The following is a 26325-nucleotide window of genomic DNA, read 5'->3' on the forward strand; positions in this document are numbered from 1 at the left end:
GCAATCGATTATGGTGGCGAGGGTCAGGGATTGCAGAACGGCACTCCGGCAAGTGTTGTTTTTCAGAGCTAGCACAAACCCTGGAGATGAAGGTCGGACATGGCGCCGTCATCGATACCATCGCCGCCCGAGCCCGAATTCATGACTTCTCCTCTGCTTTCCGCCCTGTCCCGCGTGCTGTCCAGCATCGATGCGCCGCGCAACCTGCGGGCGCTGTACGCGCTGCTGACCTGCTTCTGCTTCGCCGGCCTGATGCTGGCGATGGCGCAGTCGGCCCTGTCCCGTGACGAGAACCTGATGGGCGCGCTCTGGATGGGACTGGCACTGGCTGTCGCCTTTTTCGGGGTCAACGCCACCGGGCTGATGCTGATGGACCAGGCCCGCGGCCTGCCGGTGCGCGATCCGCAGGACGCGCTGTCGGACGCACTGCGCGGCGCCCATCGCGTGCTGCTGGCACTGCTGGCCTGCCTGGCGCTGGGCAGCGTGGGCGTCCTCGTGCTGGCCGGCCTGCTGTGGGCGACGCGCTGGCCCTGGGTCGGCGCGCCGCTGTTGGCGGTCGTGCTGCCCGCGGGTGTGCTGCTGCTCGGGGGACTGGCGTTCGTGGTGGTCATCCTGGTCGGGCCGCTGGCTGGCCCGGCCGTCTGGGCAGGCCAGCGCAGCCGCGGTGTGCTGACCTTCATCCGTGGGCGGCTGCGTCATGGCCTGCCCGAGACGGCGCTGCTGATGGCCGCCGTCTACCTGCTGACGACGCTGGCCACGGCCGCCGTCAGCTTCGTCGTCGTGACGGGCAGCAAGCTGCTGGCCGGCCTGGCCATCCTCGGGGCCGGCGTCGAACTGCCGGCGCGGCAACTGCTGGCCGGCGTCATGGGCCTGGGGCTGCGCGGCCTGAGCGCCAGCGGCGTGCCGCTGGAAGGCGGCAACCTGGGGCTGGCAGCGCTGATCGGCGGTGGCGTCGTCTTCGCGCTGGCGCTGGTGCTGCCCACGCTGGTCTACCTGCGCGGCTGCTGCGCGGTGTACCTGGCGCTGACTGAAGAGGCATGAGCGCGCCCCGCATCGCGTCGCTGGTGCCAAGCGCCACGCAGACGCTGGTGGCGCTGGGATTGGGGCCTTGCCTGGTCGCCCGCACGGGCTTTTGCATCCACCCGGCCGAGGCCGTGAAGGGCGTGCCCAAGGTCGGCGGCACGAAAGATGTGAATCTTGCCAAGCTGAAAAGGCTTGCGCCCACGCACGTCATCGTCAATGTCGACGAAAACCGCCGCGAAACGGCCGATGCCCTGCGCGAGTTCGTGCCCGAAGTCATCGTCACGCATCCCAGCCGGCCTGAAGACAACCTGGTGCTGTTCGAGCAGCTGCGCGCCGCATTCGCGGACCAGCCGGGCGTCAACGAGCGGGCCGCAGCGTTGGCCGCCGAGTTCTCGGCCGCACTGAGCCGGTGCAGGGCTGCGGACCGGACCGGCCAGCAGGTGCTCTACCTGATCTGGCGCGACCCATGGATGACGGTGGCGCGCGACACCTACATCTCGGCGATGCTGGCCGAGGCCGGCTGGCGCACCTGGCCTGACCTGCGGGGCGGCGACCATGGCGCCGGCCGCTATCCGGTGCTCGTCGGTGACGAGTCGGGGCTGCAACAGATCGACCGCGTGCTGCTCAGCTCAGAGCCCTACCGCTTCGGCGCCGAGCACCTGGCCGAGGCACAGGCGCTGTGCCCGCAGGCGCAGGTGCAGTTGGTGGACGGCGAGTTGCTGAGCTGGTGGGGCGCACGCGGCGCGGCGGGGCTGGACTACCTGCGCGAACTCAGCGGCGCCAGTCGATGCGGTCCAGCAGCGCCTTGAGTTTTTGCGCCTTGACGGCATTCAGCTGAGCGGCCCAGGCGACGCGCCCCTGCAGATGCCCGCGCCAGTCGGCGTGGCCGTCGCGGTTCTGGCCCGCCGGGCCGGCGACGACGCAGCGGTGCAGAACCGCCTTCAGCCGGTCGAACTCGTCGCGCGGCAGGTTGGGCCGCTCGTTGACGACGATGCCGCAGACCGACTGCCGCTGCGCAGCGCCCAGGCTGCGCGTCTTGCGCGCGTTCAACGCAAAGCCCTCGTCGGCGGCGATGGCCGCGACCCAGGCGGCGATCCGCCGCACGGGCAGCGTCGCCGGGCCGGAGAAGACGAGGTCGTCCGCATAGCGGCTGTAACGAGCGCCGACAGCCTCGGCCAGGCCGGCCAGCCGGGCATCCAGCGCGAACGCGCACAGGTTGGCCAGCGCCGGCGAGGTGGGCGCGCCCTGCGGCAGGTGCGGGTCGCGCAGGCGCTGGCGTTGCAGCCAGCTCAGCCGCGGCTCATCGCGCAGCCAGGCCTCGGGCACGGCCGTGGTGCACAGCGCGGTCAGCGCGCGGGCGGTGGCCGTGGAGTAGCCCAGCGTCTTGAACAGGGCATGCACACGCGACGCGCGCACCGTCGCGAAGAAGTCGCTCAGGTCGAAGCGCAGCACCCGCGCCTGCCCCGCGTGCCGCGCCGCGTGCTGCACGACCGAGCGGCCGGCGGCATAGCCGAACGCCACCTCGTGCGGCGGCAGGCCATTCAGCAGTTGCGCCAGCAGCCGGCGCTGCACGGCGCGCAGGTGCGGCTCGGGCACCTCCAGCAGCCGCCAGCCGGCGCCGTCGCCGCGCTTGGGCACCAGCGCCTGGCGGTAGTGCTGCTGCGCCAGCGGGCGGCGGCGCTGCCAGTCGGTGGGCAGGGTCAGCCGCCACAGGCCGGCGGGCGTCATGCCCAGCCTGCGGGCCAGCGCGCCGACGGTGGGCCAGTGCGGGCGCGCGAGGCCGGCGGGCGCCGGGGCCAGCTCGTCGGGCGGGCGCAGCAGCCAGTGGCGGGCCTGGGGGCGCGCCTCGCCGGCCCAGGCGACGGCAAAGCCCTCGTGGGCCTCGACGCGCTCGGCCAGCGTCGCCACCTCCAGTCGCCGCCAGACTTCGCCCGGCACGCGCGCCATGGCCTGGGCCAACGCGGCGAGCCAGGGCGGGCGCTCGTCCAGGCAGACGGCCATGCGCGCCGCCAGCCCCGCCGCATCGCGCGGGCCGGCCAGCATCGCGCGGGCCAAAGCCCGGGCGGTCATCGTGCGGGCGGTGTCCACCCCGTTCGTCTCCCTGACTGCAAAGGTGCGGCACGCTGCCCGAGCGACGGGTGATGCGTGAGGTGGCTGGCGCCTTGCGCCGGCACCGCTCACGCCCTGCCGGACGCGAGATTCAAGACCCCTGGGGTTGCCCCGGAGTGCTGGCCCGTGAAGGCTGGCAAAGACCTCGGGCAGCGGCCGCGCCGCGATGATAGGAGCACGCGCGCCGGCCTGGGGCCCGTTCACACGACGGCAACAGGCCCTCGTCCGCTCACAATCTGCGTCATGGACATCTACAAGCCCCTCGTCGCGCTGCTGGCCATCGTCAACCCGATCGGCGTGGTGCCCTTCTTCATCCACTTCACGTCCGCCTTCACGCGCCAGCAGCGGCGCCGGACCATCCTGGTCAGCGCCTGCACGGCCGGCATCGTCATCGCACTGAGCGCGCTGTTCGGCCTGAAGATCATCGAGTTCTTCGGCATCTCGCTGGCCAGCTTCCAGGTCGGCGGCGGCTGCCTGCTCTTGATCAGCTCGCTGCAGATGCTGAACGCCAAGCCGGCCGAGGCGAACAAGGAGGACGTGAGCGAGGGTTCCAGCAAGGTGGACGCAGGCGCCAGCATTGCCGTCGTGCCGCTGACCATCCCGCTGCTGACCGGCCCGGCGACCATCTCGACGATGGTCATCTACGCGGACAAGACCCGGCACTGGTGGGAGCTGGCCATCCTGTGCGGCTACGGCGTGGTCGTCGCGGTCGTGACCTTCGTGGCCTTCTCGGCCAGCAGCAAGATCGCCAAGGTGCTGGGCCAGACCGGCATCAACATCATGACGCGGCTGATGGGCCTGATCCTGGCCGCGCTGGCCGTCGAGCTGCTCAGCGACGGCCTCATCAAGCTCTTCCCCGTGCTGGCCGCGCGCACGATCAGCTGACGCCATGCGCCTGTTCGACCTGCCTCCCGTCTGGATGGCGCCCATGGCCGGCGAAGCCGCCAGCGCCGCGCTGGTGGCCGCCGTCAGCGCGGGCGGCGGCTTCGGCCAGCTCGGCGCGGCCTACCTGGCACCGGCGCGCATCGGCGAGATCGCCGCGGACATCCGGTCGCGCACCGACCAGCCCTTCGGCATCAACCTGTTCTGCCCGCAGCCCTGGCTGCGCGACGACGCGGCGCTGGACGCCTACCTGGCTCGCCTGGCCGCCTGGCACGCCGAGCTGGGCCTGCCGGCGCCGACGCGGCCCGAGCGCTTCGAGGAAGACTTCGACGCCCAGCTTGAAGCCACCGTCGCGGCACGGCCCGCCGTCATCAGCTTCGTCATGGGCGACCCCGGCGTCGCGCGGGTCGCGGCGCTGAAGGCGCAGGGTTTCAAGGTCGTTGGCACGGCCACGCAGGTGGCCGAGGGCCGCCTGCTGCAGGCCAGCGGCGTCGACGCCGTCGTGGCGCAAGGTTATGAGGCCGGCGGCCACCGCGGCGGCTTCCTGGGCCGGCCCGAGGGCGCGTTGATCGGCACGCTGGCGCTGGTGCCGCAACTGGTCGACGCGCTGGACATCCCGGTCATCGCCGCCGGTGGCATCGCTGACGCGCGCGGCGTGGCCGCGGCGCAGGCGCTGGGCGCCAGCGCGGCGACGGTGGGCACGGCTTTCCTGCTCGTCGATGAATGCCCGCTGTCGCCGGCCTACCGCGCCGCGCTGCTGGCCGCGACCGATGCCGACTCGACGCTGACCCAGGCCTTCTCCGGCCGCTACGCGCGCGGCGTCGCCAACCGCGTGACGCGCGAACTCGACGGTGTGGCGCTGCCGGCGTTTCCCCAGCCCAACGCGGCCAGCCGCGCGATGCGCCAGGCGGCGGCCCAGGCCGGTCAAGCCGACTTCCTCAGCCTGTGGGCAGGTCAGGCGCTGCCGCTCAGCCGCCAGGCGCGCAAGGCGGCGGAACTCGTCGCGGCGCTGAGCCAGGGTTGGCGCACTTGACGACGGACCACCCGGCTGCGCCACACGCTCAGACACGCCGGCAGCGTGAATTACGCTAGGGGCCTATGTCCCAGCAAGGTTTCGACTACATCATCGTGGGCGCCGGCACCGCCGGCTGCCTGCTTGCCAACCGGCTCAGCGCCGACCGCAGCGTGCGCGTGCTGCTCATCGAGGCCGGTGGCAAGGACGACTACCACTGGATCCACATCCCCGTGGGTTATCTGTACTGCATCGGCAACCCGCGCACGGACTGGTGCTACAGCACCGAGGCCGAGCCGGGCCTGAACGGCCGCAGCCTGCGCTACCCGCGCGGCAAGGTGCTGGGCGGCAGCTCCAGCATCAACGGCATGATCTACATGCGCGGCCAGAGCCGCGACTACGAGCACTGGGCCGACCTGACCGGTGACGACACCTGGCGCTGGGCCCGCGTACTGCGCGCCTTCCGCCGCCACGAGCACCACTGGCGGCTGGACAATCCCAAGACCGCGCCCGCCGGCTTTGCCGAGCTGCACGGTCCCATGCCCGGCAAGAAGGGCGAGTGGCGCGTGGAGCAGCAGCGCCTGCACTGGCCCATCCTCGACGCCTTCTCCCAGGCGGCGCAGCAGGCCGGCATCCCGGCCACCAGCGACTTCAACACCGGCACCAACGAGGGCGTCGGCTACTTCGAGGTCAACCAGAAGAAGGGCTTGCGCTGGAACACGGCCAAGGCCTTCCTGCGCCCGACCTGCCTGGGCAGGCCCAATTTCGAGCTGTGGACCGGCGCGCAGGTGCAACGCCTGCGGCTGATGAAGGACGACACCGGCATGCGCTGCAGCGGCGTGGAGGTGCAGACGCCGCACGGCCTGGAGCACCCGTGGCTGAACGCGGGCGGCGAAGTCATCCTCGCCGCCGGCGCCATCGGCTCGCCGCAGATCCTGCAGCTCAGCGGCCTGGGCCCGGCCGAACTGCTGCAAGGGTTGGGCGTCAAGGTCGAGCAGGACCTGCCCGGTGTCGGCGCCAACCTGCAGGACCATCTGCAGATCCGCGCCGTCTACAAGGTGCAGGGCGCCAAGACGCTGAACACACGCGCCGCATCGCTGGCCGGCAAGGCCGCCATCGGCCTGGAATACCTGCTGCGCCGCAGCGGCCCCATGAGCATGGCGCCCAGCCAGCTCGGCGCCTTCACGCGCTCCAGCCCCGACAAGGCCTGGCCCGACCTGGAGTACCACGTGCAGCCGCTGTCGCTGGACGCCTTCGGCGAGCCGCTGCACGGCTTCAACGCCTTCACGGCCAGCGTGTGCAACCTGAACCCGACCAGCCGCGGCACGGTGAACATCACCTCGCCCGACGCGGCCCAGGCGCCGGCCATCCAGCCCAACTACCTGTCCACCGACGAAGACCGCCACATTGCCGCGCAGAGCCTGCGCATGACGCGCCACATCGTCTCCCAGCCGGCGCTGGCCGGCTTCAAACCCGAGGAGTACAGGCCTGGCCCGCAGTACCAGACCGACGAGGACCTGGCCCGTCTGGCCGGCGACATCGCGACGACCATCTTCCACCCGGTGGGCACCTGCAAGATGGGCGCCAAGGACGACGCCAGCGCCGTCGTCGACTCGCGGTTGCGCGTGCGCGGCATCAGCGGCCTGCGCATCGCGGACGCGAGCGTGATGCCGACGATCACGAGCGGCAACACGAACTCACCGACGCTGATGATTGCGGAGAAGTTGGCGGGGTGGTTGGTGGGATGAGCGAGTAGGAACTCACCAAGGCAATGTCACAGCGGCGCGGCTCTGCGCACTTGGAGAAATGGCGAAAAGCCTGCGCAGCAGTGTGTTGACCTGTTTGGTGGAGCGGTCGCCGAACTCGCTGACAGCATCCACCTGCTGGGGCTCGTAGATCAGCGCTCGTTGACCTTCGCCTGTTGCATCAGCAGGTCCAGCTTGGCCTTCATCTGTTCCTGCGGCGTGCCGGTCTCTGCCCGGTACTGGAAGGTGTACAGGACGTCAGGATCCGGCTGAGCATCCGCAACGCCATAGATCGTGCTGATGATTTGCCTGCCGTTTGCGGTCAGCGCAACGGCATCGTAAGGATGGGCGTGATGAATCCGTTTGCGCCATTCGGTCTTCGCGGCCTCGCTCCCGGCTTCCGCAGGTGTCCCATGGCGGAAGACATCGACCTCGGTCTTCTCGTCGGCGTTGTAGGCCACGATGCCTGCGATGTCGAGCAGAGCCCCGGCCGGTTCACGCGTGAAGGCGAAGTCCAGCCGCAGGCGGCTGCCCTGATCGATCTTCTGCAACTCGGGCCCGTAGCTGAACGCCACATGGCGATCATCGAATGCGAAGCTGCGGCCATAGTCGACATGCAGCACTGAGGCCGCCAGCGCCTTGGGCAGCAGGGGCTTCTGCGACAGGAAGCCGTCCCACTGCGAGAGCTTTCCTTCGTAGGACGCCGCGAAGAAGCCCGTCAGCAGCTTCATCCGCTCGATCTGGAAGTTGCGCCCCAGCGTGGAGACCCTGCTCTCAAAACCGACTGAGCCGTCCGGCACGGGCAGGTCGAACTCGACAAGCCAGTCACTGCCGAACCAGGTGGTGACGTGCCAGACGCGCATCTGCCAGACCCGGCCCCAGGTGTCGGTGAAGAGGGAGTCCTCGGTCGGGGCGCCCATCGAAACGACCTTGGCATTCTCGGCATTGATGTGGATCGTGGCCGGGGACGCCTTGAGCACCACCTCCCTGGCCATCTGGGCGTCCGCGTACCACCTCGCCTGGTTGATGTCGTCCGGCTTGTGCCGGTGGAACACAAGGTATCCCTTGAAGTTGGCCGAGTCCTGCCAGCCCTCGCGACCAAGATCGAGCCGCGTGTAGCTGGGCTGCGTGAACGTCCAGTTGCCGTTGCCGTTCTGCACGACGATGGCGGGGGCGCTGCGCTCGTAGAGGCCGTGCAGCAAACGTTCGCTGCCGCTGCCGCGGGGGAAGGTTTCGTTCGCGTTGTCAGCGAGCAGCCCGCGCAACTGGCCCGCATTGAAATCGTCCACCGCCTTCATGTACGCCGCCGCCAGTTCGGCGAAGCGCTTGGGTGCAGGGATGTCCGCCTTGAATCGTCCAGCCCGCGTCTTGTCGAAGACGGCAAAGCCGGCGACGGCGCGCGAATCCGCGCTCACGACGTGATCCGGAGCGCTCTTCACGAGCGCAGCGGGGACGGCGATGTTCAGCGTGTTTTCGGAAGTGCGCATGGCGCGCACGAGGCCGATCACGCGGCCCCTCGCGTCGATCAGCGGTCCACCACTGTTGCCGCCCGATATCGGCGCGGAAAAACGCATCCACTTCCAGCGCCCGCTCTCCTCCTCCGGCGTGTCGGACGTGTAGTTGCCTTCCCGCATGACGACACCCTCGCCGAGTGCGTTGCCGACGGCGTAGACCGTCTCGTTGAGCTCGGGCTTGTCGTTCAGTTCCAGGAAGGCGGCTTGATCCGGTGGCTTCGCCAACGTGAACACCGCGAAGTCCTGGTCGGTGGAGCCTTTGGTGATCTGCGCGATCGGATAGAGGCTGCCGTTCGCGTCGCGCAGCATCGGCTCGCCGCGCGAGTCGCCGAACGCTGCGATCAGCACATGCATCGCTGTGGCGTACAGGTTCGGACCGATGGCGAAGGCCGTCCCCATCGACACGTACTTGTCGGAGCGCGCCTGATAGGGAATCAGCTCCTGCCAGGGCTTGTCATAGGTGACGGATTCCTGGGCCGGCTTGGGCAGGACGACTTCGAAGGTCGCGTCGCGCACTTTGCGCTGAATGCCGGCCTCCAATGGCGACGCGAACGCGCCGACGCAGAACTGCAGAGCGAGCACCACAACGCCACCGATGCGTGCCGTCGCTGCCAATGACATTTGCATACCTCTCCCTTGGGGTGGCGGTCCGATGAAGGCCGGGCCACCGGGGGATGCTGCGGCGGGCAGGCTGCCGTTTGGTATCGAGTGCGTGAAGAAGGATGAAGTGACTGACTGAGGCTTGTCGGCGCTGCCTCCCGCGCCAAGCTCGGATCGCGCCCTCTGACGAATGCAGGTCTTGGCCATGAGGCCACGATCGCGCGTGTCCAGTCCTAGGGCCTCGCTTCTGACAGAGGACCGGCGCGCACCGACAATCCGGCCATGCAGTCCCCGGCCCCCTCTGCTCAGCCATTCGCCCTCCGCGTGCTCGCCGTCATCCCGCCGATGACCCAGCTGAACACGCCCTACCCGTCCACCGCCTACCTGACCGGTTTCCTGCGCTCGCGCGGCGTGCAAGCCCGGCAGGTCGACCTGGCGCTGGCGCTCGTGCTGGCGCTGTTCGCGCCAGAAGGCCTCCAGCAGATGCACGCAGCCGTGCTGGCGCTGCCCGAAGCCGCGCAGACCGTGCAGACCCGCTGGTTCGCCGCGGATTTCAACGCCATAGCCGCCGCGGCGCCGCGCGTCATCGCCTTCCTGCAGGGCCGCGACCCGACGTTGGCGCACCGCATCAACACGCGGACCTTCCTGCCCGAAGGCAAGCGTTTCGACACGCTGGAGGCTTATGTCGACGAGGACGGCGGCGACCCGCTGGCCTGGGCCTTCGGTGCCTTGGGCCTGCAGGACCGCGCGCGGCACCTGGCGACGCTGTTCCTGAACGACCTGGCCGACGTGCTGCGAGACGCGGTGGACGCGCGCTTCGAGTTCGTGCGCTACGCCGAATCACTCGCCGCCGCCCAGGCACATTTCGACCCGCTCGCCGACGCGCTGGCCGCCCCGCCCAACCTCGTGGACCGCACGCTGCACCGGCTGACGCTGGCGGCACTCGAACAGCACACACCGGACGTGGTGCTGCTGTCCGTGCCCTTCCCCGGCTCGGTCTACGCGGCGCTGCGCATCGCGCAGGCGATCAAGGCCGCGCGGCCGGAAGTGGTGTGCGTGCTGGGCGGCGGCTATGTGAACACGGAGCTGCGCGAGCTGGCCGAGCCGCGGCTGTTCGACTTCGTCGACTACGTGACGCTGGACGCGGGCGAGCGGCCGCTGCTGGCGCTGCTTGAGCACGTCGCCGGCAAGCGCTCCAAGACCCGCCTGGTGCGCACGTTCTGGCGGGATGGCGAAGCCGTCAAGTACACCAACTTCGTCGAACCCGACATTCCCTTCGACGACGTCGGCACGCCCACGTGGGACGGCCTGCCGCTGGACCGCTACCTGTCTCTGCTGGACATGCTCAACCCCATGAACCGGCTCTGGAGCGACGGCCGCTGGAACAAGCTGACGGTGGCGCATGGCTGCTACTGGAAGAAGTGCAGCTTCTGCGACGTGAGCCTGGACTACATCTCGCGCTACGAGGCCGCCAGCGCCGAGGTGCTGGTGGACCGCATCGAGGCCATCGTCAAGGAGACCGGGCAGACGGGCTTTCACCTCGTCGACGAGGCCGCGCCACCCAAGGTCTTGCGCGCGCTGGCCGAAGAGCTGCTGAGGCGCGGCGTGGCCATCAGCTGGTGGGGCAACATCCGCTTCGAAAAGACCTTCACGCCCGAGCTGTGCCAGCTGCTGGCCGACAGCGGCTGCATCGCCATCTCGGGCGGCCTGGAGGTGGCGTCGGACCGCCTGCTGCAGCTGATGAAGAAGGGCGTCAGCGTGGAGCAGGTGGCACGCGTCACCAAGGCGTTCGCGGACGCCGGCGTGCTGGTGCACGCCTACCTGATGTACGGCTTTCCGACGCAGACGACGCAGGACACCGTGGATGCGCTGGAGTACGTGCGGCAGCTCTTCGAGCACGGCTGCATCCACAGCGGCTTCTTCCACCGCTTCGCCTGCACGGTGCATTCGCCGGTGGGCATGGACCCCGCGGCCTACGGCGTGACGCTGCAGCCGCTGCCGCCGGGCCGCTTCGCGAAGAACGACATCGCCTTCATCGACCCCACGCCCACCGACCATGACCGGCTGGGCCAGGGGCTGAAGAAAGGCCTCTACAACTTCATGCACGGCATCGGCGTGGACGAGGACGTGCGCAGCTGGTTCCCGCTGCGCGTGCCCAAGACGACCGTGCCGCGACGCTTCGTCGAACACGCGCTGAGCCGCTGACCCATGTTCACTTCGACTTTCACGTTCGCCAAGGGCGACTACGACGCCGACTTCTTCAGGCTGGACGACACCATCGCGCAGATCGCCCGCGCCATCCCGGGTTACCTGGGCGAAGAAGCCTGGGAGAACGCCGCCACCGGACTGATCTCCAACGTCTACTACTGGGACTCGATGGACGCCCTGCAACAGCTGATGAGCCATCCGGCACACCGCGAGGCCAAGCAGGCGCAGGGCCGCTGGCTGAAGGGCTACCAGGTCGTCATCGCGCAGGTCGTGCGCAGCTACGGCGACGGCGGCATCGCGCATCCGCTGGCCTGCCAACCCACCTGAGAACCACGCCATGCAACGTCGCCACCTGCTCTCCCTCGCCGCCCTGCCGCTGATCGCCGACGCCGCGCCTGCCGCTGTGCGCACCCGCGTCGACACCCCGCTCGGCCCGTTCGTCATCGCTGTGGACCCCGCTGTCGCACCGGTCACGGTCGCCAACTACCTGGCCTATGTGGACCAGCACCTGCTGGACCAGGCCTGGGTCTACCGCCTCGTCACGACCGCCAACCAGACGCCGGACACGACACACAAGATCGAGGTCGTGCAGTGGGGGTTGAACCTGCCCGACGACGCGACCCCGCGGCTGCCGGCCATCGCGCACGAGACGACCAAGGCCACAGGCCTGCGTCACAGGGACGGCACGGTCTCGATGGCGCGCGGCGCGCCGGGCACGGCGACGGCGGAGTTCTTCATCTGCATCGGCGACCAGCCCGCGCTGGACTTCGGCGGCCTGCGCAACCCGGACGGCCAGGGCTTCGCGGCCTTCGGCCAGGTGGTGCAGGGCATGGCTGTCGTGCGTGCGCTGCACGCCAAGGCGGGCGCCGAGCAATGGCTGAAGGCGCCCCTCGCGATCGGGCCGGTGCAACGGGTCTGAACGCCGCCGCGCGGCGGCGCCAGCGCTTCAGGTCGCCGCGACCGAGCCCGGCACCGCCGGCAGGCTGATGCGCGCGCGCAGCCCGGGGCCGCCGTGGGCGTCGAGCAGCGCCAGTTGGCCGCCGTGGCGCGCGGCGATGTCCGCCGCGATGGCCAGGCCCAGGCCGCTGCCGGTGCTGCCGGACGAGGTGTTGCCGCGGCGAAAGCGCTGCATCGCGGCCGGCCGATCCGCAGGCGCGATGCCGGGGCCGTTGTCCTCCACCTCCAGCCAGGCGCCTTGCGGCCCGCTGCCGCAGCGCACCGTGATGCGCGCGCGCGCACCGGCATAGTTGACGGCGTTGTGGATCAGGTTCTCCAGCGCCTCGCGCAGCAGGAAGGCATGGCCCAGCGCCGGCGCCTCGGCCAGCTCGAAGCCCAGGTCCACCCCGGAGGGCAGCGCGCGGTGCGCCCAGTCCTGGCCGCTCTCGGTGGCGATGTCGCGCAGGTCGATGCGCTGGCCCAGGTCCACCGTGCGGTCCTCGGTGCGCGCCAGCGACAGCAGTTGCTGGGCGAGGCGGGCGCTGCGCTCCACGCGCTGGCGCAGCCGGCGCAGCAGCGGGTCCACGCGCTGGTCATGCGGCTCCAGCATCGCGAGCTCGATCTCGGTCTGCAGCGACGTCAGTGGCGTGCGCAGCTGGTGGGCCGCGTCGGCCAGGAACTCACGCTGCGTCTCGGCGGCACTGGCCAGCCGCTCGAACAGCCGGTTGAAGGCGGCTTGCAGCGGCACCAGTTCGCGCGGCAGGCGGGCCGCCAGCGGCGTCAGGCGGTGCAGGTCGCGGTGTTCCAGCTCAGCGCTGAGGCCGGTCAGCGGCGTCAGGCCCTGGCGGATGGCCCACCAGGCCGCAAGCGCCAGCAGCACGACCAGGACCGCGCCGGTGATGGCCACCAGGCCGCCGATCTGGCGCTGCAGCGCATCGCGCTTGTGCAGCGTTTCGGCCACCAGGATCTGGCAGGCGCCCGCGCCGCATTCATGGCCGAGCTGCACGAGGCGCAGGTCGCGGTCGCGCAGCTTCACATCGCGGTAGGACGAGCGCCCGGCCGCCTGCGCCTGCGAGCGCGGCTGCAGGTCCGCCAAGCCGGCGTCGCCCTGCATGACGCTGCCGTCCGGCGCCAGCACGAGGTAGAAGACATCGTCCTGGCGGTCGAAGCGCAGCGCGCGGTCCATCGTCGCGCTGATGTCGATGCGGGGTTCGCCGCCGCGCACGTCGACCTGCCCGGCCAGCGTCAGCGCGGTGTCTTCCAGGCCCTCGTCCAGCCAGCCCTGCGCGCTGCGCTGGACCTGCTCGTAAAGCGCGGCCCCCAGCAGCGGCAAGGCCACCAGCAACGGCAGCGTCAGCCAAAAGAAAAGCCTGCGTTGCAGGCTTGAGCGGGAACCTTCAGCCAATTTCAGCCGATTTCTTCAAGCAGATAGCCGAGGCCGCGGACGGTGCGCAACTGCACGCCGCCGGGTTCGATCTTGGCGCGCAGGCGCGACAGGCACACCTCGATGGCGTTGTCGCTGACGCCCTGGTCCCAGGCATTGCTGGCCAGCGCGATGTGCTCCTTGGGGACGACCTTGCCGGCACGCGCCATCAGAAAGCCCAGCACATCCCACTCGCGCGCCGACAGCGCCAGCGGCTCTTCGTCGATGTAGGCGCGGCGCGCCTCCTGGTCGATGCGCAGGCGGGCGAGCTGCAGCTGGTTGCTGGTGCGCGCCTGGCTGCGGCGCACCAGCGCGCGCGCCCGCGCGACCAGTTCGGTCAGCGCGAAGGGCTTGACGAGATAGTCGTCGGCACCGCCTTCCAGGCCACGCACGCGGTCCTCGACGGCGTCGCGGGCGGTCAGGATCAGCGTCGGCACCGCCAGGCCATCGGTGCGCACCCGGCGCAGCGTCTCGAAACCGTCGATGCCGGCCAGGCCGATGTCCAGGATCAGCAGGTCGTAGGCATCCTCACGCAGGGACCGCGGCACGGGCTCCCCCCTTGCGGTGCAGTCCACGACCCAGCCCTGCGAACGCAGCGCGCGGGCGGTGGTTTCGACGAGTTGTTCGTCGTCTTCGACGAGAAGGATGCGCATGCCCGGAGTATGGCGCGAACGGCCCCACGGTGCTGACTCTGGGCTTGCGCCCGTGACAGGTGCCGGCAAGCCACACGTCAAGCGCTGGACGGCGCCCCCCGGGACACTTGCGACCCATGAAAGACGTCAACAACCGTCCCGCCGTCCTGCTGCTGCACGGCCTGTGCGCCAACCCGCTGGAACTCGCACCGGTGGCCAAGTCCCTGAGAGAGGTCGGTTATGTCGTCGAGACACCGGCCATGGCCGGCTACGGCGTCAGCGCCAACACCGGCGAGCCGCTGCCGGTGCCCCCGTTCGAGCAGTGGCTGGCCGAGGTGGAAGTCATTTATGACCGCCTGGCCGCCACCCATGGGCGGGTGGCCATCGGCGGCCTGTGCATGGGCGCCGTGCTGGCGATGGCGCTCGCCGCCCGCCGCCCCGCCGCCGCGCTGGTGCTGATCTCCACGACGCTGCACTTCGACGGCTGGAACGTCTCGCCCTGGCGCCGGCTGCTGCCGCTGGCCTACCTGCCGGGCCTGCGCCGGCGCATGAGCTTCAAGGAGACGGCGCCCTTCGGACTGAAGAACGAGCGCATGCGCGCCTGGGTCGAGCAAGCCATGGCGTCGCACCACGTGTCGGCCGTCGGCGCCGCCCGGCTGTCCGCCGCGGCGCTGTTCGAGGCCACGCGGCTGATCCGCCACGTGCGCGCCTGCCTGCCCAGGCTGAGTGCGCCGTCCATCGTGCTGCACGCCACCGAGGACGACGTGGCCAGCCCGCGCACCGTGCACGAACTGCAGGCGCGCCTGGGCGCCAAGCCCGAGGTGCACTGGTTCCATGACAGCTACCACATGCTGACGCTGGACAACGAGCGCGCCGTCGTCGCCCGCACCGTCCGAGATTTCCTGTTGCGTCAGCACCCGCTGGCCGAACTCACCCCGACCCTCTCTGGAGCCCTTCATGAACAGCACGCTTGACCAACTCTGCGCCATCGCCCAGCGCGAACTCGGCGCCGAGTCGCTGGCCGACAAGACCGCCACGCCCTTCGTCGAACTGGGGCTGGACTCGCTGGGCCTGGTCGATTTCATGTTCACCGTGGAAGACCACTTCCACGTGAGCATCGAGCACGACCGCGCGCTGCAGAACCCGACGCTCGCCGGCCTCGCCACGCTGGTGGACGAACTGCTGGCCGCCGCCCAACCCCAGGCCGTGCCCGCCACCGCCTGACGAACCCTGGGTCCCGACACGATGCGCATCGTCATCACCGGCCTGGGCGCGGTCAGCGCACTGGGCAGCGGCGCCGACGCGCTGGCCGCCGGCCTGCAGGCCGGCCGCTCGGGCATCACCGCGCATCCGGGCAGCCCGGCCCATGCGCTCCACCCCTACGCCGCGGCCGTGCTGGCCACGCCGCTGGGCGCCGGCATGGCGCCGGCCCAGCGCAACCTCTACGACCGCCACAGCCTGATGGCGATGGAAGCGGCCGCCGAGGCCTGGGCGCAGGCCGGCCTGCCCGCGGTCGCGCCCGACCCCGACCGCGCTGCCGTCGCCTGGGGCACCGGCCTGGGCGGCTCGTCGTCGCTGGAGCAGTCCTACCAGCAGATGTTCACGGCCACGCCGCCGCGTGTGCACCCGTACACGGTGGTGCGCGTGATGGCCAACTCGGCCGGCTCGCACCTCGCCATGCGCCATCAACTGCGCGCGGCGCAGTTTGCCGTCTCCAACGCCTGCGCATCGTCCACCCAGGCCATCGGCGAGGCGCTGTGGCTGCTGCGCAATGGCCGTGCCGATCTGGCACTCGTCGGCGGCTCCGAATCCATGCTCAACATCGGCAGCCTGCTGGGCTGGCAGGCCATGGGCGTCATGGCGCCGCTGGACGCCGACGCGCCAGAGCAGAGCTGCCGCCCCTTCGACGATGCGCGCAAGGGCCTGGTGCTCGGCGAAGGCGCTGCGGCGCTGGTCATCGAGACCGAAGCGCATGCGCTCGCCCGCGGCGCCAAGCCGCTGGCCGTGCTGGCGGGCTACGGCCATAGCGTCGATGCCGTGCACCTGTCGCGCCCCGACGCAGCAGGCCAGGCGCGCGCGATGCAGGCCGCGCTGCGTGACGCGGGCCTGGCGCCTGTGGACATCGGCTATGTCAACGCGCACGGCACGGCCACCGAAGTCGGCGACGCGGTGGAAGCGGCGTCCATCGCCGACGTGTTCGGCCCGCGCGGCGTGCCGGTGTCGGCCACCAAGGCGCTGCATGGCCACCTGATCGGTGCTGGCGGTGCGCTGGAACTCGTGGCGACCGTGCAGGCCTTGCGCCAGCAGGTGCTGCCGCCCAGCGCCCATGTGCGCACGAGCGCGCTGACCACGCAGGCCGACATCATCACCGGTGAGGCGCGCGCCACCCGGCTGCGCGCGGCGATGTCCAACTCCTTCGCCTTCGGCGGCAGCAACGTGACGCTGGTGGTGACCGAGGCCGGCTGAACTACGATGCCCTGAACTTCAGACAGGGCATCAGGCATGAGTCAGATCCACTTCATCGGTGGCGAAAAGGGCGGCGTCGGCAAATCGCTCGTGGCGCGCGTGCTGGCCCAGCATTTCATCGACCGCGGCCTGCCCTTCCTGGGCTTCGACACCGACCGCTCGCATGGTGCGCTGACGCGCTACTACGCCGACTTCGCCGCGCCGCTGCTGCTGGACGCGCACGACAGCCTGGACCCCGTCATCGAGGCCGCTGCCGAGCAGCCCGACCGCCGCGTGCTGGTGGACCTGGCCGCGCAGACGCAATCGGCACTCAGCCGCTGGCTGGACGAGGCCGGCGCGGCCGAGGTGGCCGCCGAGCTGGGTGTGCAGCTCAACTACTGGCACGTGATGGACGCGGGCCGCGACTCGGTCGACCTGCTGCGCGGCTGGCTGGACGGGCCAGCGGCGGCGCTGCCGCTGGTCATCGTCCTCAACGAGGTGCGCGGCGAGCGCTTCGAGCTGCTGGCGGCCAGCGGCCTGCTCGAGCGGGCGCAAGCCCAAGGCGCGCGCGTGGTCCACCTGCGCAAGCTGCCGGATGCGCTGCTGCAGAAGGTGGATGGCGCGGGCGCGAGCTTCTGGGCCGCATCGCAGGGCCAGGGCGGCGGGCTGGGCCTGCTGGACCGGCAGCGGGTGCGCGTCTGGCTGCAGCGGGTCGGCGCGGAACTGGACGCGGCAGGCGTCTGAGCCACACAGGCGAGGCCGGCATCAGGCCGCGCCGAACGTCTTCAACCACTGCCTGAGCCTCTTGCGCCCATCGCTGTTCGTGCCGCGGTAGGTCTTCAGCGCGAGCGCGAGGAACTGCTGCTCGGCCGGCGTCAGGCCAGTGGGCTCACGGGCTTCGTCGATCCAGCCGGCAGGCCGGCCACAGTGGTGCTCGATCTGGCGCGCCAGCTTGTCGCCGATGGGCCGCGCCCCGCTCTTGGCCATGGACCACGTGGCGCCGCTGACGCCGATGCGTGCCGCCCAGGCGGCCTCCAGGCCCTTGGGCGGATCGCCCGCCGTGATGCGCTCTTCCGCGAACGTCTGGAAGAGGGCGAGGGCATTGAGCCGGCGGATGGTGGCGGGGCTGGACATGGATGAGGGCTTGACGACGCCGTGTTGTGAAAACACTTCACATTGATTCTAGGTGGTTGCCGACGCTTGACCGAGGCGTGAACAGTTTTCACAATACATGGATTCGCTCAACGCCGTTGGGCCTTGCGATCCACCTCAACCACCGACCGAGCCGCTTTCGACCTCTGCCATGAAACGCCAACTCGTCACCGCCATCGACCTCTTCGGCTCCCTGAGCCGATGCGATGCCGCGCTGCCGGCGCAAGGGTTGCAGCTTGCGGGCATGCCCGCATCGGCCGGCGATGCACACGACTTCGGTCGTGAGAGTGATGCCACCAACACATCGGGTGAAGGACCCGGCTGACGCCGCCCTTCCACGCTCATTCGAGGCCCGGTTTCCTTCCAAGGAACCGGGCCTTTGTTTTACCCCGTTCAACCGAACGACGCGCGGGGCTGCCCCGGCGCCGCTGCACACGCAGCGCCTGCTCTTTCACAACTCGCATCGAGTGCATGCCGGTCCAATCGGCATGTCACTCGAAAACTGGCAGGCGCCGAGGTTCGTCCTCGGCCGCCCTGCCCCATCTCGGGTGTGCCCACGCACAAGCACCGGCCGGCCCGGTGTGCATGTGCGCTCGGGCGGCCGCCTGTCGCGTGCAGCGACGCATCACTGGCTTGCGCAGGCTGGTCGCGTCGCGTGTGGACACAGCCGAGATGGTCCTGAAGCCTTTCGTCGAGCTCACGCTTCGAAGGGCGCAAACCGGCCGCAACGATTGGGCGGCGTCGGAACCCGTCACCGACAACCTTTTCTCCCCGTGCGCCACCGCAGCTCAACCGGCAGCGCGCCGATCCACCGACCCGCAGGCCCCGCCAGCGGCCCCATGTTTTTCTCGCATGTGTTGTGCCATATAGCCGCCAGGCTGAAGGCCCGCATGCAAAAGTCGCAGGATCGCGCCATACACCGTGCGAACTCGCAGAAAGGAGGTCACCATGCACGACGTTTTGCAGTTGGACATCACCGGCCTCCCGCAGGCCTGGATCTCGGTGGAAGAAGCGGCCGGCCTCGTGGCCACCGATTCGGTGGTCTGGTCGGCGGGCGAGGCGCCGCTGGCCGTGCTGCGCGGTGGCTTCAACACCATCACCGGCCGGCAGTCCGTGCTGGAGGTGCCGCCCATCGTGGCGTTGCGTGGCGCGGCCAGGATCAATCTCTTCGACCTGACGCCCACGTTCAGCAAGCTCAAGGTCATCAAGCGCGACCGCTGCACCTGCGCCTACTGCGGCGAGGTGTTCGACGCCCGCGTGCTGACCGTGGACCACATCCGCCCCGACAGCCGCGGCGGGGCCTTGAGCTGGATGAACACGGTGGCCGCCTGCCGCAGCTGCAACATGCTGAAGGCCGATCGCACGCCGGACGAGGCACGCATGCCGCTGCTGTTCGCGCCGTTCGTGCCCAGCCGCTTCGAGGACTTCCTCCTCAAGGGCCGCCACATACGCGCCGACGTGCACGACTGGCTGGCCGCGCGCCTGCCGAAGGGGTCGCGCCTGAGCTGACGGCTCGGGTGCTCTTGAATCGGCCGAGGAAGGCAAAGGCTCACGGCTGGGGTTCAGACACCCGCCGGTGCGCTGCGGCCGGGTCCGCCCGTTGCCGCGGCGTATGCCGCCCTGCTGGGTCGGTCGATACGGCCAGGACACGGTTGCCCCGCAAGGGCTCGGGTTCGTTCATCCCCGCCCTTTGATCTTGTGATGGCTGAATTAGACAGAGCGCACTGACACCTGAAGACCTAGCCGGCTCCGCTCTGAGGCTGTGCAGGGTGACCTTGAATTGACGAGCAAACCAACCCCTCATCCAATCTGCCGGCGGCCAAGAAGCCGCGTGTCGAAGAACACAGGGAGAGCGAGATGGGCCGTAGGTCTGGAGTCGAAGGGTTTCTGCGCGCGGCAGGGCGTGCCATGGCGGCGGCTGAGCGGGACCGCCAGCGCTCGGTTCGTTCAGCAGCAACCCAAGCAAGGCAGCTCGAACGACATCAGCGCATGACCGCAAACCAGCAGCGACGCTTGGATCAGGCGGCAGCGAAGGAGGCCAAGGCTCAATACCTCGCCGACAGGGAAGCTGAGATCGAAGACCTGAATGCCGAAGTCCAAGAGCGCGTTGATGCGCTCCAGGAAATTTTGGCGCACACGCTGCGAGTGGACGACCGCATCAGCTTCGGCTCGCTACGGAGCCGGGTGGCCTTCGAGGAGTTCAAGCTTCCACCAGCGCTTGCATCTAAGCCAGCCCCAACGCCTGCTGTTGTCGCGCCCCTCTCCTGGATGAAGAAACTCATACCAGGCACTTCATCGAAGCATGCTCGCGCCATCGAGGCGAACCGTGCCTCGCACGCATTGGCGATGGCAGAGCATGCGCGCGCTGAAGCAATGAAGGCATCAGCGACCGCAAAAGCGATGGAAGAGCACGCTCAACGCAAGACCGCCTTTGAAGCAGCGCAGCAGAGAAGGAACACCGAGGTTGACGAATTCGAGGCCGACTATCGAGCCAGGGACGCCGATGCGGTAGTGGCATACAACGAGATGGTCCTTGCTCGCTCCGAGTACCCAGAAGAAGGGTTCCCGCAGAACTTCCGCCTGGCCTACAACGAAGCTTCCAGCGAACTGGTCGTCGAGTACGAATTGCCGCTCGCCACAGTGATCCCTGCGGAGACCGAGTACCGATACATCAAGTCGCGGGACGAGATTGAGTCGAAGGCGCGAAAGCCTGCGGAGGCAAAGAGGATGTACCAGGACTTGCTGGCATCCCTCACTCTTCGCACGCTGCACGAGCTTTTCGAAGCGGACCAGGCCAACGCGTTGTCCTTGGTTACCTTCACGGGCGTCCTGGATGCCATCGATCCAGCCACCGGCCGCGAGGCGCGTATACCGGTCATCAGCGTCCGCGCTCCCAAGGAAGAGTTCGAGCACATTCGCCTGGACAAGGTCGACAAGGTGATCTGTCTGCGAAATCTCGGAGCCCATGTCTCAAGCCGACCCGATGAGCTTCAAGCGGTGAAGCCAATCGTCGAGTTCAACAGGGTCGACAAGCGGTTCCTCGAGCAAGGCGATGCGCTCTCGGGTCTGGAGTCGCGGCCGAACCTCATGGACCTGACGCCAAGCGAGTTCGAAATCCTGGTCTCGAACCTGTTCGGCAAGATGGGGCTTGAGACCAAGCTCACGCGCTCGTCGAGGGACGGTGGTGTGGATGCTGTCGCGTTTGATGCTCGCCCGGTCCTTGGCGGCAAGGTCGTCATCCAGGCCAAGCGATTCCGCGACACCGTGGGAGTCAGCGCGGTGCGCGATCTTTACGGCACGATACTCAATGAAGGCGCATCCAAGGGCATACTCGTTTGCACCAGCGGCTACGGCGCGGACGCCTACAACTTCTCGAAGGACAAGCCGCTCGAACTCATCGACGGAGGCGGCCTGCTGTACCTGCTGCGGGAGCATGCTGGCACGCACGCGCGCATCTCGTCTTAGGGTTGATCTTGTGGGCCGCGCGTCCAGACGTGCAGACCCAGGCGGGGCGCCGTAGGACCTGTTGGTCGCAGTGCCCTGGGGGCGTCACTGGTCTCAGCGTGAGACACGGATGTCGCACAAGCCGCATGCGCTCAGATCCGACCACGCACCGGCCCACTCACCGCTCAGGGCGCCCGACTTCGGTCGGGCGCCCTTTTTTATGCGGGATTCGTCGGGAACCGCGCGCCCGGGTGCGGCCACTCACCCAGATCGGCGCACTACCATCGCCTGTTCGGGAAGAGGTCACCCATGAAACTGCTTGCGAAATTCAATCTCGTCTACCTGGTCGTCATGAGCCTGGGCATCGTGCTCAGCGGCTACATCGCCCGCAGCCTGCTGCAGGGCAACGCGCAGCAGGAGGTGGTCGAGAGCGCGCGCATGCTGATGGAGAAGGCCGTGGCGGTGCGCAACTACACGAACACGCAGGTCAAGCCGCTGCTGGTGTCACAGATGGCGCACGACTTCCTGCCGCAGACGGTGCCCAGCTACGCCGCCACCGAGGTGCTGAACGACCTGCTTTCCAAGCACCCCGAGTTCGCCTACAAGGAGGCGACGCTGAACCCGACCAACCCGCGCGACCGCGCCACGAGCTGGGAGGTGGACATCGTCGGCCAGTTCCGCTCCGCGACCGACCTGAAGGAGACCGTGGGCACGCGCGACACGCCGGCCGGCCCGTCGCTCTACATCGCGCGCCCGATGCGCATCACCGACCCCGCCTGCCTGGCCTGCCACAGCAGCGTGGACGCCGCGCCGGCCACGATGGTCGCCAAGTACGGCCCGGCCAACGGTTTCGGCTGGAACCTGAACGAGATCATCGGCGCGCAGATCGTCTCCGTGCCGCTGGGCGTGCCGCTGCAGCGCGCCGACCAGACCTTCAAGGTCTTCATCACGTCGCTGGTGGGCGTGTTCATCGCGGTGGGCGTCGTGCTGAACGTGATGGTGTGGATGCTGGTCGTGCGCCCGGTCACGCGGCTGTCCGCGCTGGCCGACCGTGTCAGCCAGGGCGACCTGGACGCACCGGAGTTCAAGACCGGCGGCCGCGACGAGATCGCCACGCTGTCGGACTCGTTCTCCCGCATGCGCGCCAGCGTCGTGCAGGCGATGAAACTGCTGGACTCGTAAGCTAGCGACTTCCGGCCACCCGCAGTCCCGGCCGGCAAGCCTCCATGAACCATCCCAAGCAGCTCGGCAAATACCAGATCACCGAAGTCCTCGGCGAGGGCGCCATGGGCGTCGTCTACAAGGGTTTCGACCCGGACATCCAGCGCACCGTCGCGCTGAAGACGATACGCACCCAGCTCGACACCGACGACGACAGCCCCGGCGCGCCGGCCTCGCGCTTTCGCAACGAGGCCCAGGCCGCGGGCCGGCTGACGCACCCGGGCATCGTCGCCGTCTACGACTTCGGCCGCGACCAGCATGTGGCCTACATCGCGATGGAGTTCGTCGAGGGCCGGTCGCTGGCCAGCTACCTCAGCGCCAAGGTGCGCTTCACCGACACCGACATCCCCGGCATCATGAGCCAGCTGCTCGATGCGCTGGGCCATGCGCATGACAAGGGCGTCTGGCACCGCGACATCAAGCCCGCCAACATCATCATGACGACCGCCGGCGGGCGGCTCAAGGTGGCCGACTTCGGCATCGCGCGCATCGAGAGCACCAGCCTCACGCAGACCCACTACATGGTGGGCACGCCCAGCCACATGGCGCCCGAGCAGTTCCTGGGCAAGCCCATGGACCGGCGCGTGGACATCTACGGTGCGGGCGTCGTGCTGTACCAGCTGCTGACCGGCCGCGCGCCGTTCGCGGGCACGACCGAGGCGCTGATGTACAAGGTCGTCAACGAGCTGCCGCAGCCGCCGTCCACCATCGAAGGCGCCGACCGCCCCGGCTGGTTCGACGCCATCATCGCCCGCGCGCTCGCCAAGCGCCCGGACGACCGCTACGCCAGCGCCGAGGAGTTCAAGCAGGCGCTGACCGATGCCGTGGGCCGCGGCATCGACGACACGTCCTGGGAAAAGACCGTGCTGCTGGCACCGGCGCGGGTGCGCACGGTGCCGCCGCTGGCCACGCCCACGCAGGCGCCAGCGTCGCTCTCGGGCGCATCGCTGCCCGGCTCGACGGCCGGCACCACCAGCGCGCCGCCGCCGTCGCACTGGGACCGGGGCCAGCTCAACCAGGCCGAGATGACGCTGGCCCGGCATGTCGGCCCGCTGGCCGGCGTGCTCGTGCGGCGCGCCGCGCGCGAATGCAGCGACATCAACGAGCTGTACAGCAAGCTGGCCGAGCAGGTCACGGACCCGCGTGCGCGCGACGCCTTCCTGGGCCAGGCCAGCCTGGTGGCCGGCATCGCCCCGCGCACGGCGGGCGGCACCGCGGGTTCGCCGCCGACGGCGGGCTCGCGCAGCGGCTCCGTGGGGTCGGCCGCCGGCACCGCCATCGGCGGACCGCTGAACGACGCAGTCATGGACAAGGCGCAGGCGCTGCTGGCCCAGCACGTCGGCCCCATCGCCAAGGTGCTCGTGAAGCGCGCCGCCACCGGCATCGACAGCCGGGCGGTGTTCTTCAACCGGCTGGCCGAGGTCGTGACCGACCCGGCCGCGCGGACCAGGCTGCTGGCGGAACTGGGCAAGCTGCCCTGAACGCCTGACCCCGCGACCATGAAAAAGGGGCCCGAAGGCCCCTGTCAGTCTTTCACGTCATCGCCACTCAGGGGTAGCTGATCGTCAGCGTGTACGGCGTCGTGGTGCTGGAACCGCCATAGCTCTGCACCTTGATGTAGACGGTGCGCGCGGTCGTGCCGTTCGTGTACGTCAGCGACTCGGACGCCGTGCTGCCTTCCGACGACGCGAGGCCGGCGCCGGTGGACGTGACCAGGTAGAGGTCGTAGTCCACGCCGCTGGGGCCGGCCATGTCGACGCGGATTTTCTTGCCGGCGGGCAGGTCGAGCTTGAAGTAGTCCTTGTCGCTGGCGGTGCTGATGAAGCCGGTGACCGTCGTGGCCGTGCCCAGCGCGTTCGCAGCGGCGATGGTGTTGTTCGGCTCCGTCTCGCCGCTGGACGCGCCGGCGTTCGACACCTCGAAGCTCACCGGCGTGGACGACGCGCTGTTGGCGGCGGCATCGAACGCCTTGGCGACCAGCGTGTGCGTGCCGTTGGGCAGCGTGCGCGAATCCATCGTCATGCTGTAGGGCGCCGCCGTGACGGTGCCCTTGAGCGCGCCGTCGACCCAGAACTCGACCTTGGTCACGCCGACGTTGTCGCTCGCCGTGGCCGACAGCGTGATCGTGCCGCTGTTGCCGGTCTCGCTGGCGCTGACGGTGGGCGGCGTGGTGTCACCGTTGTTGGCGGCACCCTGGTTCACCCAGATCGGCGCGGACCACAGGATCTTGCCGTCGTTCTGCGTCAGCTTGGCGTAGTACACGTGCAGGCCGTCCGTGGGCGTGTGGCTGTAGGTGGCGCTGTTGGACAGCAGCGTCATCGTGCCGTTGCGGCCGGGCACACCTTGCCAGATCTCCACCAGCGACACGGTCTTGCCGGCGGTGTTGGCGAAACCGATGCTCAGGTCCAGCACGCCGGTGTTGTTGATGCGCGAGCCCATGATGGCGCCGTTGGCACTGAACACCAGCTGCGAGTTCTTGTCATGCGTGGCGAACACACGGCGTGCCTTCAGCGCCTCGACGAAGCTGGCCTTGGTCAGCGCGGTGCCGGTGGGCACCAGGATGGCCGTGCGGTTGGTGTACGACGACCCCCAGTTCGCGCAGTGGTTGTCCTGGTTGGTGGCCGGTGCCACGTGGAAGCCGCGCTCCAGGATCTTGCGGAAGGCGCTTTCGTAGCCCGAACCCGGCTGCTGGCTCTCGTCGTCCTTGTTGGAGAAGGCGCTGGTGTTGGAGATCTCGGCCAGCACCATGACTTCGTCGCCATCGGCGGTGTAGCCGAAGTCGGTGCCGTTGATGATGTACTGCCCGGACGTGTCGGGGTGGTTGAACTGGCCGACCTGGCCCGCCGCGCGCATCACCGAGTACAGCGTGGCGTAGTCGTTCTTGGCGACGAAGCGGTGGCCGTAGAGCTGGTTGCTGGGGTCGTACTCCCAGGAGTACAGCTCGTCGCTGTTGAAGATGTTCAGGTGGCCGCCGCCGCTGATGACGCCCCACTCCATGCCGTACATGGCCAGGAAGCCGGGGTTGGCCGCCGTGTAGTTCGTGGCGATGGTCAGGCCCGCGGTGTAGCGGTTCTTGGCCGTGGCCGCGGGGATGGTGCCCAGGCCCGAGCTGCCGTCGAAGTAATGGTTGTGGTCGGTGTTGGCGAAGAAGTCCAGGCCCTTGCTCTTGGCATAGGGGAAAGCCGTGTCCGGGCCGTACTTGCCGGTCTGCGCCGCCTGCGAGGAGTTGCAGGTGGCCAGGTCGCCGCCGCCGTCGGAGTCGTTGGTCTGGCCGTGCAGCGAGCCGTAGTACACCGTGTACGGCCAGCTGGCGATGGCCGCGGCCGACAGTGCCCGGGCACGCGGCTCCTCGCCCTGGCCGAGCTGGGCGCCCATGGCCATCGCCCGGTAGGCGGGCATCTTGGCCGTGGGTGCGGCGCCCAGCGCGAACTTGAAGGTCTCGACGTGCGGCGCGTGGCCGTGTTCGTCCGCGCCCATCAGCGACTGCACGCGCGCGTCGTCGCTGTCGCCCTTGGCGGCCACGTCGGCGGCGACCGCGAACGCGGTCAGGCGGGCCTCGTAGATGCCGTCGGCCAGCGCCGACTTCTCACCGCGGCCGGCCCAGTCGAAGTCCAGCGTCACCGGCTTGCCGGCGTAGCGCGTGATGCCGCTGTAGGTCTGCACGACGCGGCCATCCGCCGCCACCAGTTCCAGCCGGTACGCGAACTGCTCGCCCTCCGGCGCGCCCAGGTAGTTCATCGCCACGCTGAAGCGGCGTGCGCCGCTGGCCACCGCGCTGGTGAACGGCACCTGCAGTTCGGCCTCGAACTCGTGGTGGTCCGGGTGCTTGGCGCTGGCGTCCACCGAGGCGGCGCGCGCCATGCTGTCGGTGGCCGCGGCGGTCGCCGTGGCGGAGGGCCCGTTGGCGCCGCCGCAGGCGGCCAGCAGCAGGGGCAACATGCACGCCACGAGCGGGCGCAGGGAGAGGAATTGAGCGTTC

At 69.3% G+C, this 26325-nt stretch carries 23 protein-coding genes; 17 read left to right on the plus strand and 6 right to left on the minus strand.

The genetic code is table 11. The features are described 5' to 3' along the window. The first annotated feature begins 141 nt into the window (after nucleotides 1–141). Both ACO07H_RS23130 and ACO07H_RS23135 read left to right on the plus strand, forming a co-directional pair. On the plus strand, nucleotides 142–1041 hold the full coding sequence (locus ACO07H_RS23130) for a hypothetical protein (RefSeq protein WP_422018505.1): 900 nt from the start codon (nucleotides 142–144) through the stop codon (nucleotides 1039–1041). Further along, the gene (locus ACO07H_RS23135; protein WP_422018506.1) at nucleotides 1038–1832 is read left to right on the plus strand and encodes a helical backbone metal receptor; all 795 of its coding nucleotides are present in this window, start codon (nucleotides 1038–1040) and stop codon (nucleotides 1830–1832) included. Before ACO07H_RS23130 ends, ACO07H_RS23135 begins: the two co-directional genes overlap by 4 nt. Here ACO07H_RS23135 and ACO07H_RS23140 read toward each other — a convergent pair. Beyond that, entirely contained in the window at nucleotides 1795–3111 is a 1317-nt protein-coding gene (locus ACO07H_RS23140; protein WP_422018507.1) for a reverse transcriptase family protein, read from the minus strand. The two genes, ACO07H_RS23135 and ACO07H_RS23140, sit on opposite strands and share 38 nt — an antisense overlap. 264 nt (nucleotides 3112–3375) lie before the next feature. Between ACO07H_RS23140 and ACO07H_RS23145 the strand changes: the two genes are divergently transcribed. The 3 genes from ACO07H_RS23145 to ACO07H_RS23155 all read left to right on the plus strand — a co-directional run bounded on the left by ACO07H_RS23145 (nucleotide 3376) and on the right by ACO07H_RS23155 (nucleotide 6774). After that, nucleotides 3376–4017, plus strand: a complete 642-nt coding sequence (locus ACO07H_RS23145; protein WP_422018508.1) for a MarC family protein — start codon at nucleotides 3376–3378, stop codon at nucleotides 4015–4017. 4 nt (nucleotides 4018–4021) lie between these two features. Beyond that, nucleotides 4022–5047: an NAD(P)H-dependent flavin oxidoreductase gene (locus tag ACO07H_RS23150; protein WP_422018509.1), complete on the plus strand. Its 1026-nt coding sequence runs from the start codon at nucleotides 4022–4024 to the stop codon at nucleotides 5045–5047. Nucleotides 5048–5112: 65 nt separating this feature from the next. Then, nucleotides 5113–6774, plus strand: a complete 1662-nt coding sequence (locus ACO07H_RS23155; RefSeq protein ID WP_422018510.1) for a GMC family oxidoreductase — start codon at nucleotides 5113–5115, stop codon at nucleotides 6772–6774. 149 nt (nucleotides 6775–6923) lie between these two features. On the opposite strand, the gene ACO07H_RS23160 is transcribed toward ACO07H_RS23155, so the two are convergent. Continuing rightward, nucleotides 6924–8906: a S1 family peptidase gene (locus ACO07H_RS23160; RefSeq protein WP_422018511.1), complete on the minus strand. Its 1983-nt coding sequence runs from the start codon at nucleotides 8904–8906 to the stop codon at nucleotides 6924–6926. A 324-nt stretch (nucleotides 8907–9230) separates the two neighbouring features. Here ACO07H_RS23160 and ACO07H_RS23165 point away from each other — a divergent pair, with 324 nt between their 5' ends. From ACO07H_RS23165 to ACO07H_RS23175, 3 genes are read left to right on the plus strand one after another with little or no spacing between them, the layout of a single operon-like run. Continuing rightward, on the plus strand, nucleotides 9231–11090 hold the full coding sequence (locus tag ACO07H_RS23165; RefSeq protein ID WP_422018677.1) for a B12-binding domain-containing radical SAM protein: 1860 nt from the start codon (nucleotides 9231–9233) through the stop codon (nucleotides 11088–11090). Between the two features lie 3 nt (nucleotides 11091–11093). After that, nucleotides 11094–11420 carry an antibiotic biosynthesis monooxygenase family protein gene (locus ACO07H_RS23170; protein ID WP_422018512.1) on the plus strand — a complete coding sequence of 109 codons (327 nt, stop codon included), beginning with the start codon at nucleotides 11094–11096 and terminating at the stop codon, nucleotides 11418–11420. 10 nt (nucleotides 11421–11430) lie between these two features. Then, a complete protein-coding gene (locus tag ACO07H_RS23175) occupies nucleotides 11431–12012 on the plus strand; it encodes a peptidylprolyl isomerase (protein ID WP_422018513.1) in 582 nt (193 codons plus the stop codon). 27 nt (nucleotides 12013–12039) lie between these two features. On the opposite strand, the gene ACO07H_RS23180 is transcribed toward ACO07H_RS23175, so the two are convergent. Further along, nucleotides 12040–13368: a sensor histidine kinase gene (locus ACO07H_RS23180; protein WP_422018514.1), complete on the minus strand. Its 1329-nt coding sequence runs from the start codon at nucleotides 13366–13368 to the stop codon at nucleotides 12040–12042. Nucleotides 13369–13436: 68 nt separating this feature from the next. Then, nucleotides 13437–14105: a response regulator gene (locus ACO07H_RS23185; RefSeq protein WP_422018515.1), complete on the minus strand. Its 669-nt coding sequence runs from the start codon at nucleotides 14103–14105 to the stop codon at nucleotides 13437–13439. A 116-nt stretch (nucleotides 14106–14221) separates the two neighbouring features. Here ACO07H_RS23185 and ACO07H_RS23190 point away from each other — a divergent pair, with 116 nt between their 5' ends. The 4 genes from ACO07H_RS23190 to ACO07H_RS23205 are packed head-to-tail and all read left to right on the plus strand — an operon-like array spanning nucleotide 14222 to nucleotide 17273. Further along, nucleotides 14222–15058, plus strand: coding sequence for an alpha/beta hydrolase (locus ACO07H_RS23190; RefSeq protein WP_422018516.1), 837 nt, complete (start codon nucleotides 14222–14224; stop codon nucleotides 15056–15058). Then, nucleotides 15042–15308, plus strand: coding sequence for an acyl carrier protein (locus ACO07H_RS23195; protein WP_422018517.1), 267 nt, complete (start codon nucleotides 15042–15044; stop codon nucleotides 15306–15308). The genes ACO07H_RS23190 and ACO07H_RS23195 overlap by 17 nt, the downstream gene beginning before the upstream one ends. 21 nt (nucleotides 15309–15329) lie before the next feature. Next, entirely contained in the window at nucleotides 15330–16550 is a 1221-nt protein-coding gene (locus ACO07H_RS23200; RefSeq protein WP_422018518.1) for a beta-ketoacyl-[acyl-carrier-protein] synthase family protein, read from the plus strand. Nucleotides 16551–16586: 36 nt separating this feature from the next. Then, nucleotides 16587–17273, plus strand: a complete 687-nt coding sequence (locus ACO07H_RS23205) for a mobilization protein (protein WP_422018519.1) — start codon at nucleotides 16587–16589, stop codon at nucleotides 17271–17273. A gap of 21 nt (nucleotides 17274–17294) precedes the next feature. On the opposite strand, the gene ACO07H_RS23210 is transcribed toward ACO07H_RS23205, so the two are convergent. Then, a complete protein-coding gene (locus ACO07H_RS23210) occupies nucleotides 17295–17699 on the minus strand; it encodes a hypothetical protein (RefSeq protein ID WP_422018520.1) in 405 nt (134 codons plus the stop codon). 133 nt (nucleotides 17700–17832) lie between these two features. Between ACO07H_RS23210 and ACO07H_RS23215 the strand changes: the two genes are divergently transcribed. The 5 genes from ACO07H_RS23215 (at nucleotide 17833) to ACO07H_RS23235 (ending at nucleotide 23827) form a co-directional block, all read left to right on the plus strand. Beyond that, entirely contained in the window at nucleotides 17833–18006 is a 174-nt protein-coding gene (locus ACO07H_RS23215; protein WP_422018521.1) for a hypothetical protein, read from the plus strand. A 623-nt stretch (nucleotides 18007–18629) separates the two neighbouring features. Beyond that, nucleotides 18630–19190 (plus strand): HNH endonuclease, encoded by a 561-nt coding sequence (locus ACO07H_RS23220; protein WP_422018522.1) that lies wholly within the window; start codon nucleotides 18630–18632, stop codon nucleotides 19188–19190. 480 nt (nucleotides 19191–19670) lie between these two features. Continuing rightward, nucleotides 19671–21146, plus strand: coding sequence for a restriction endonuclease (locus ACO07H_RS23225; RefSeq protein WP_422018523.1), 1476 nt, complete (start codon nucleotides 19671–19673; stop codon nucleotides 21144–21146). 288 nt (nucleotides 21147–21434) lie between these two features. Next, nucleotides 21435–22307: a c-type heme family protein gene (locus tag ACO07H_RS23230; RefSeq protein WP_422018524.1), complete on the plus strand. Its 873-nt coding sequence runs from the start codon at nucleotides 21435–21437 to the stop codon at nucleotides 22305–22307. Nucleotides 22308–22351: 44 nt separating this feature from the next. Further along, the gene (locus ACO07H_RS23235) at nucleotides 22352–23827 is read left to right on the plus strand and encodes a serine/threonine-protein kinase (protein ID WP_422018525.1); all 1476 of its coding nucleotides are present in this window, start codon (nucleotides 22352–22354) and stop codon (nucleotides 23825–23827) included. A gap of 67 nt (nucleotides 23828–23894) precedes the next feature. Here ACO07H_RS23235 and ACO07H_RS23240 read toward each other — a convergent pair whose 3' ends face one another. Further along, nucleotides 23895–26285, minus strand: a complete 2391-nt coding sequence (locus tag ACO07H_RS23240) for a CehA/McbA family metallohydrolase (protein WP_422018526.1) — start codon at nucleotides 26283–26285, stop codon at nucleotides 23895–23897. Between the last annotated feature and the right edge of the window lie 40 nt (nucleotides 26286–26325).

It is taken from the genome of Roseateles sp. (genome assembly GCF_965229315.1).
Classification (GTDB): domain Bacteria; phylum Pseudomonadota; class Gammaproteobacteria; order Burkholderiales; family Burkholderiaceae_C; genus Pelomonas.

Bases quoted from the DNA above. Each gene is read 5' to 3' on its own strand.
- ACO07H_RS23230 (WP_422018524.1), top strand. From the start codon at position 21,435: ATGAAACTGCTTGCGAAATTCAATCTCGTCTACCTGGTCGTCATGAGC.
- ACO07H_RS23225 (WP_422018523.1), top strand. From the start codon at position 19,671: ATGACCGCAAACCAGCAGCGACGCTTGGATCAGGCGGCAGCGAAGGAG.
- ACO07H_RS23150 (WP_422018509.1), top strand. From the start codon at position 4,022: ATGCGCCTGTTCGACCTGCCTCCCGTCTGGATGGCGCCCATGGCCGGC.
- ACO07H_RS23205 (WP_422018519.1), top strand. From the start codon at position 16,587: ATGAGTCAGATCCACTTCATCGGTGGCGAAAAGGGCGGCGTCGGCAAA.
- ACO07H_RS23190 (WP_422018516.1), top strand. From the start codon at position 14,222: ATGAAAGACGTCAACAACCGTCCCGCCGTCCTGCTGCTGCACGGCCTG.
- ACO07H_RS23170 (WP_422018512.1), top strand. From the start codon at position 11,094: ATGTTCACTTCGACTTTCACGTTCGCCAAGGGCGACTACGACGCCGAC.
- ACO07H_RS23240 (WP_422018526.1), bottom strand. From the start codon at position 26,285: ATGTTGCCCCTGCTGCTGGCCGCCTGCGGCGGCGCCAACGGGCCCTCC.
- ACO07H_RS23155 (WP_422018510.1), top strand. From the start codon at position 5,113: ATGTCCCAGCAAGGTTTCGACTACATCATCGTGGGCGCCGGCACCGCC.
- ACO07H_RS23160 (WP_422018511.1), bottom strand. From the start codon at position 8,906: ATGTCATTGGCAGCGACGGCACGCATCGGTGGCGTTGTGGTGCTCGCT.
- ACO07H_RS23135 (WP_422018506.1), top strand. From the start codon at position 1,038: ATGAGCGCGCCCCGCATCGCGTCGCTGGTGCCAAGCGCCACGCAGACG.
- ACO07H_RS23200 (WP_422018518.1), top strand. From the start codon at position 15,330: ATGCGCATCGTCATCACCGGCCTGGGCGCGGTCAGCGCACTGGGCAGC.
- ACO07H_RS23145 (WP_422018508.1), top strand. From the start codon at position 3,376: ATGGACATCTACAAGCCCCTCGTCGCGCTGCTGGCCATCGTCAACCCG.
- ACO07H_RS23130 (WP_422018505.1), top strand. From the start codon at position 142: ATGACTTCTCCTCTGCTTTCCGCCCTGTCCCGCGTGCTGTCCAGCATC.
- ACO07H_RS23235 (WP_422018525.1), top strand. From the start codon at position 22,352: ATGAACCATCCCAAGCAGCTCGGCAAATACCAGATCACCGAAGTCCTC.
- ACO07H_RS23220 (WP_422018522.1), top strand. From the start codon at position 18,630: ATGCACGACGTTTTGCAGTTGGACATCACCGGCCTCCCGCAGGCCTGG.
- ACO07H_RS23215 (WP_422018521.1), top strand. From the start codon at position 17,833: ATGAAACGCCAACTCGTCACCGCCATCGACCTCTTCGGCTCCCTGAGC.
- ACO07H_RS23165 (WP_422018677.1), top strand. From the start codon at position 9,231: ATGACCCAGCTGAACACGCCCTACCCGTCCACCGCCTACCTGACCGGT.
- ACO07H_RS23175 (WP_422018513.1), top strand. From the start codon at position 11,431: ATGCAACGTCGCCACCTGCTCTCCCTCGCCGCCCTGCCGCTGATCGCC.
- ACO07H_RS23185 (WP_422018515.1), bottom strand. From the start codon at position 14,105: ATGCGCATCCTTCTCGTCGAAGACGACGAACAACTCGTCGAAACCACC.
- ACO07H_RS23195 (WP_422018517.1), top strand. From the start codon at position 15,042: ATGAACAGCACGCTTGACCAACTCTGCGCCATCGCCCAGCGCGAACTC.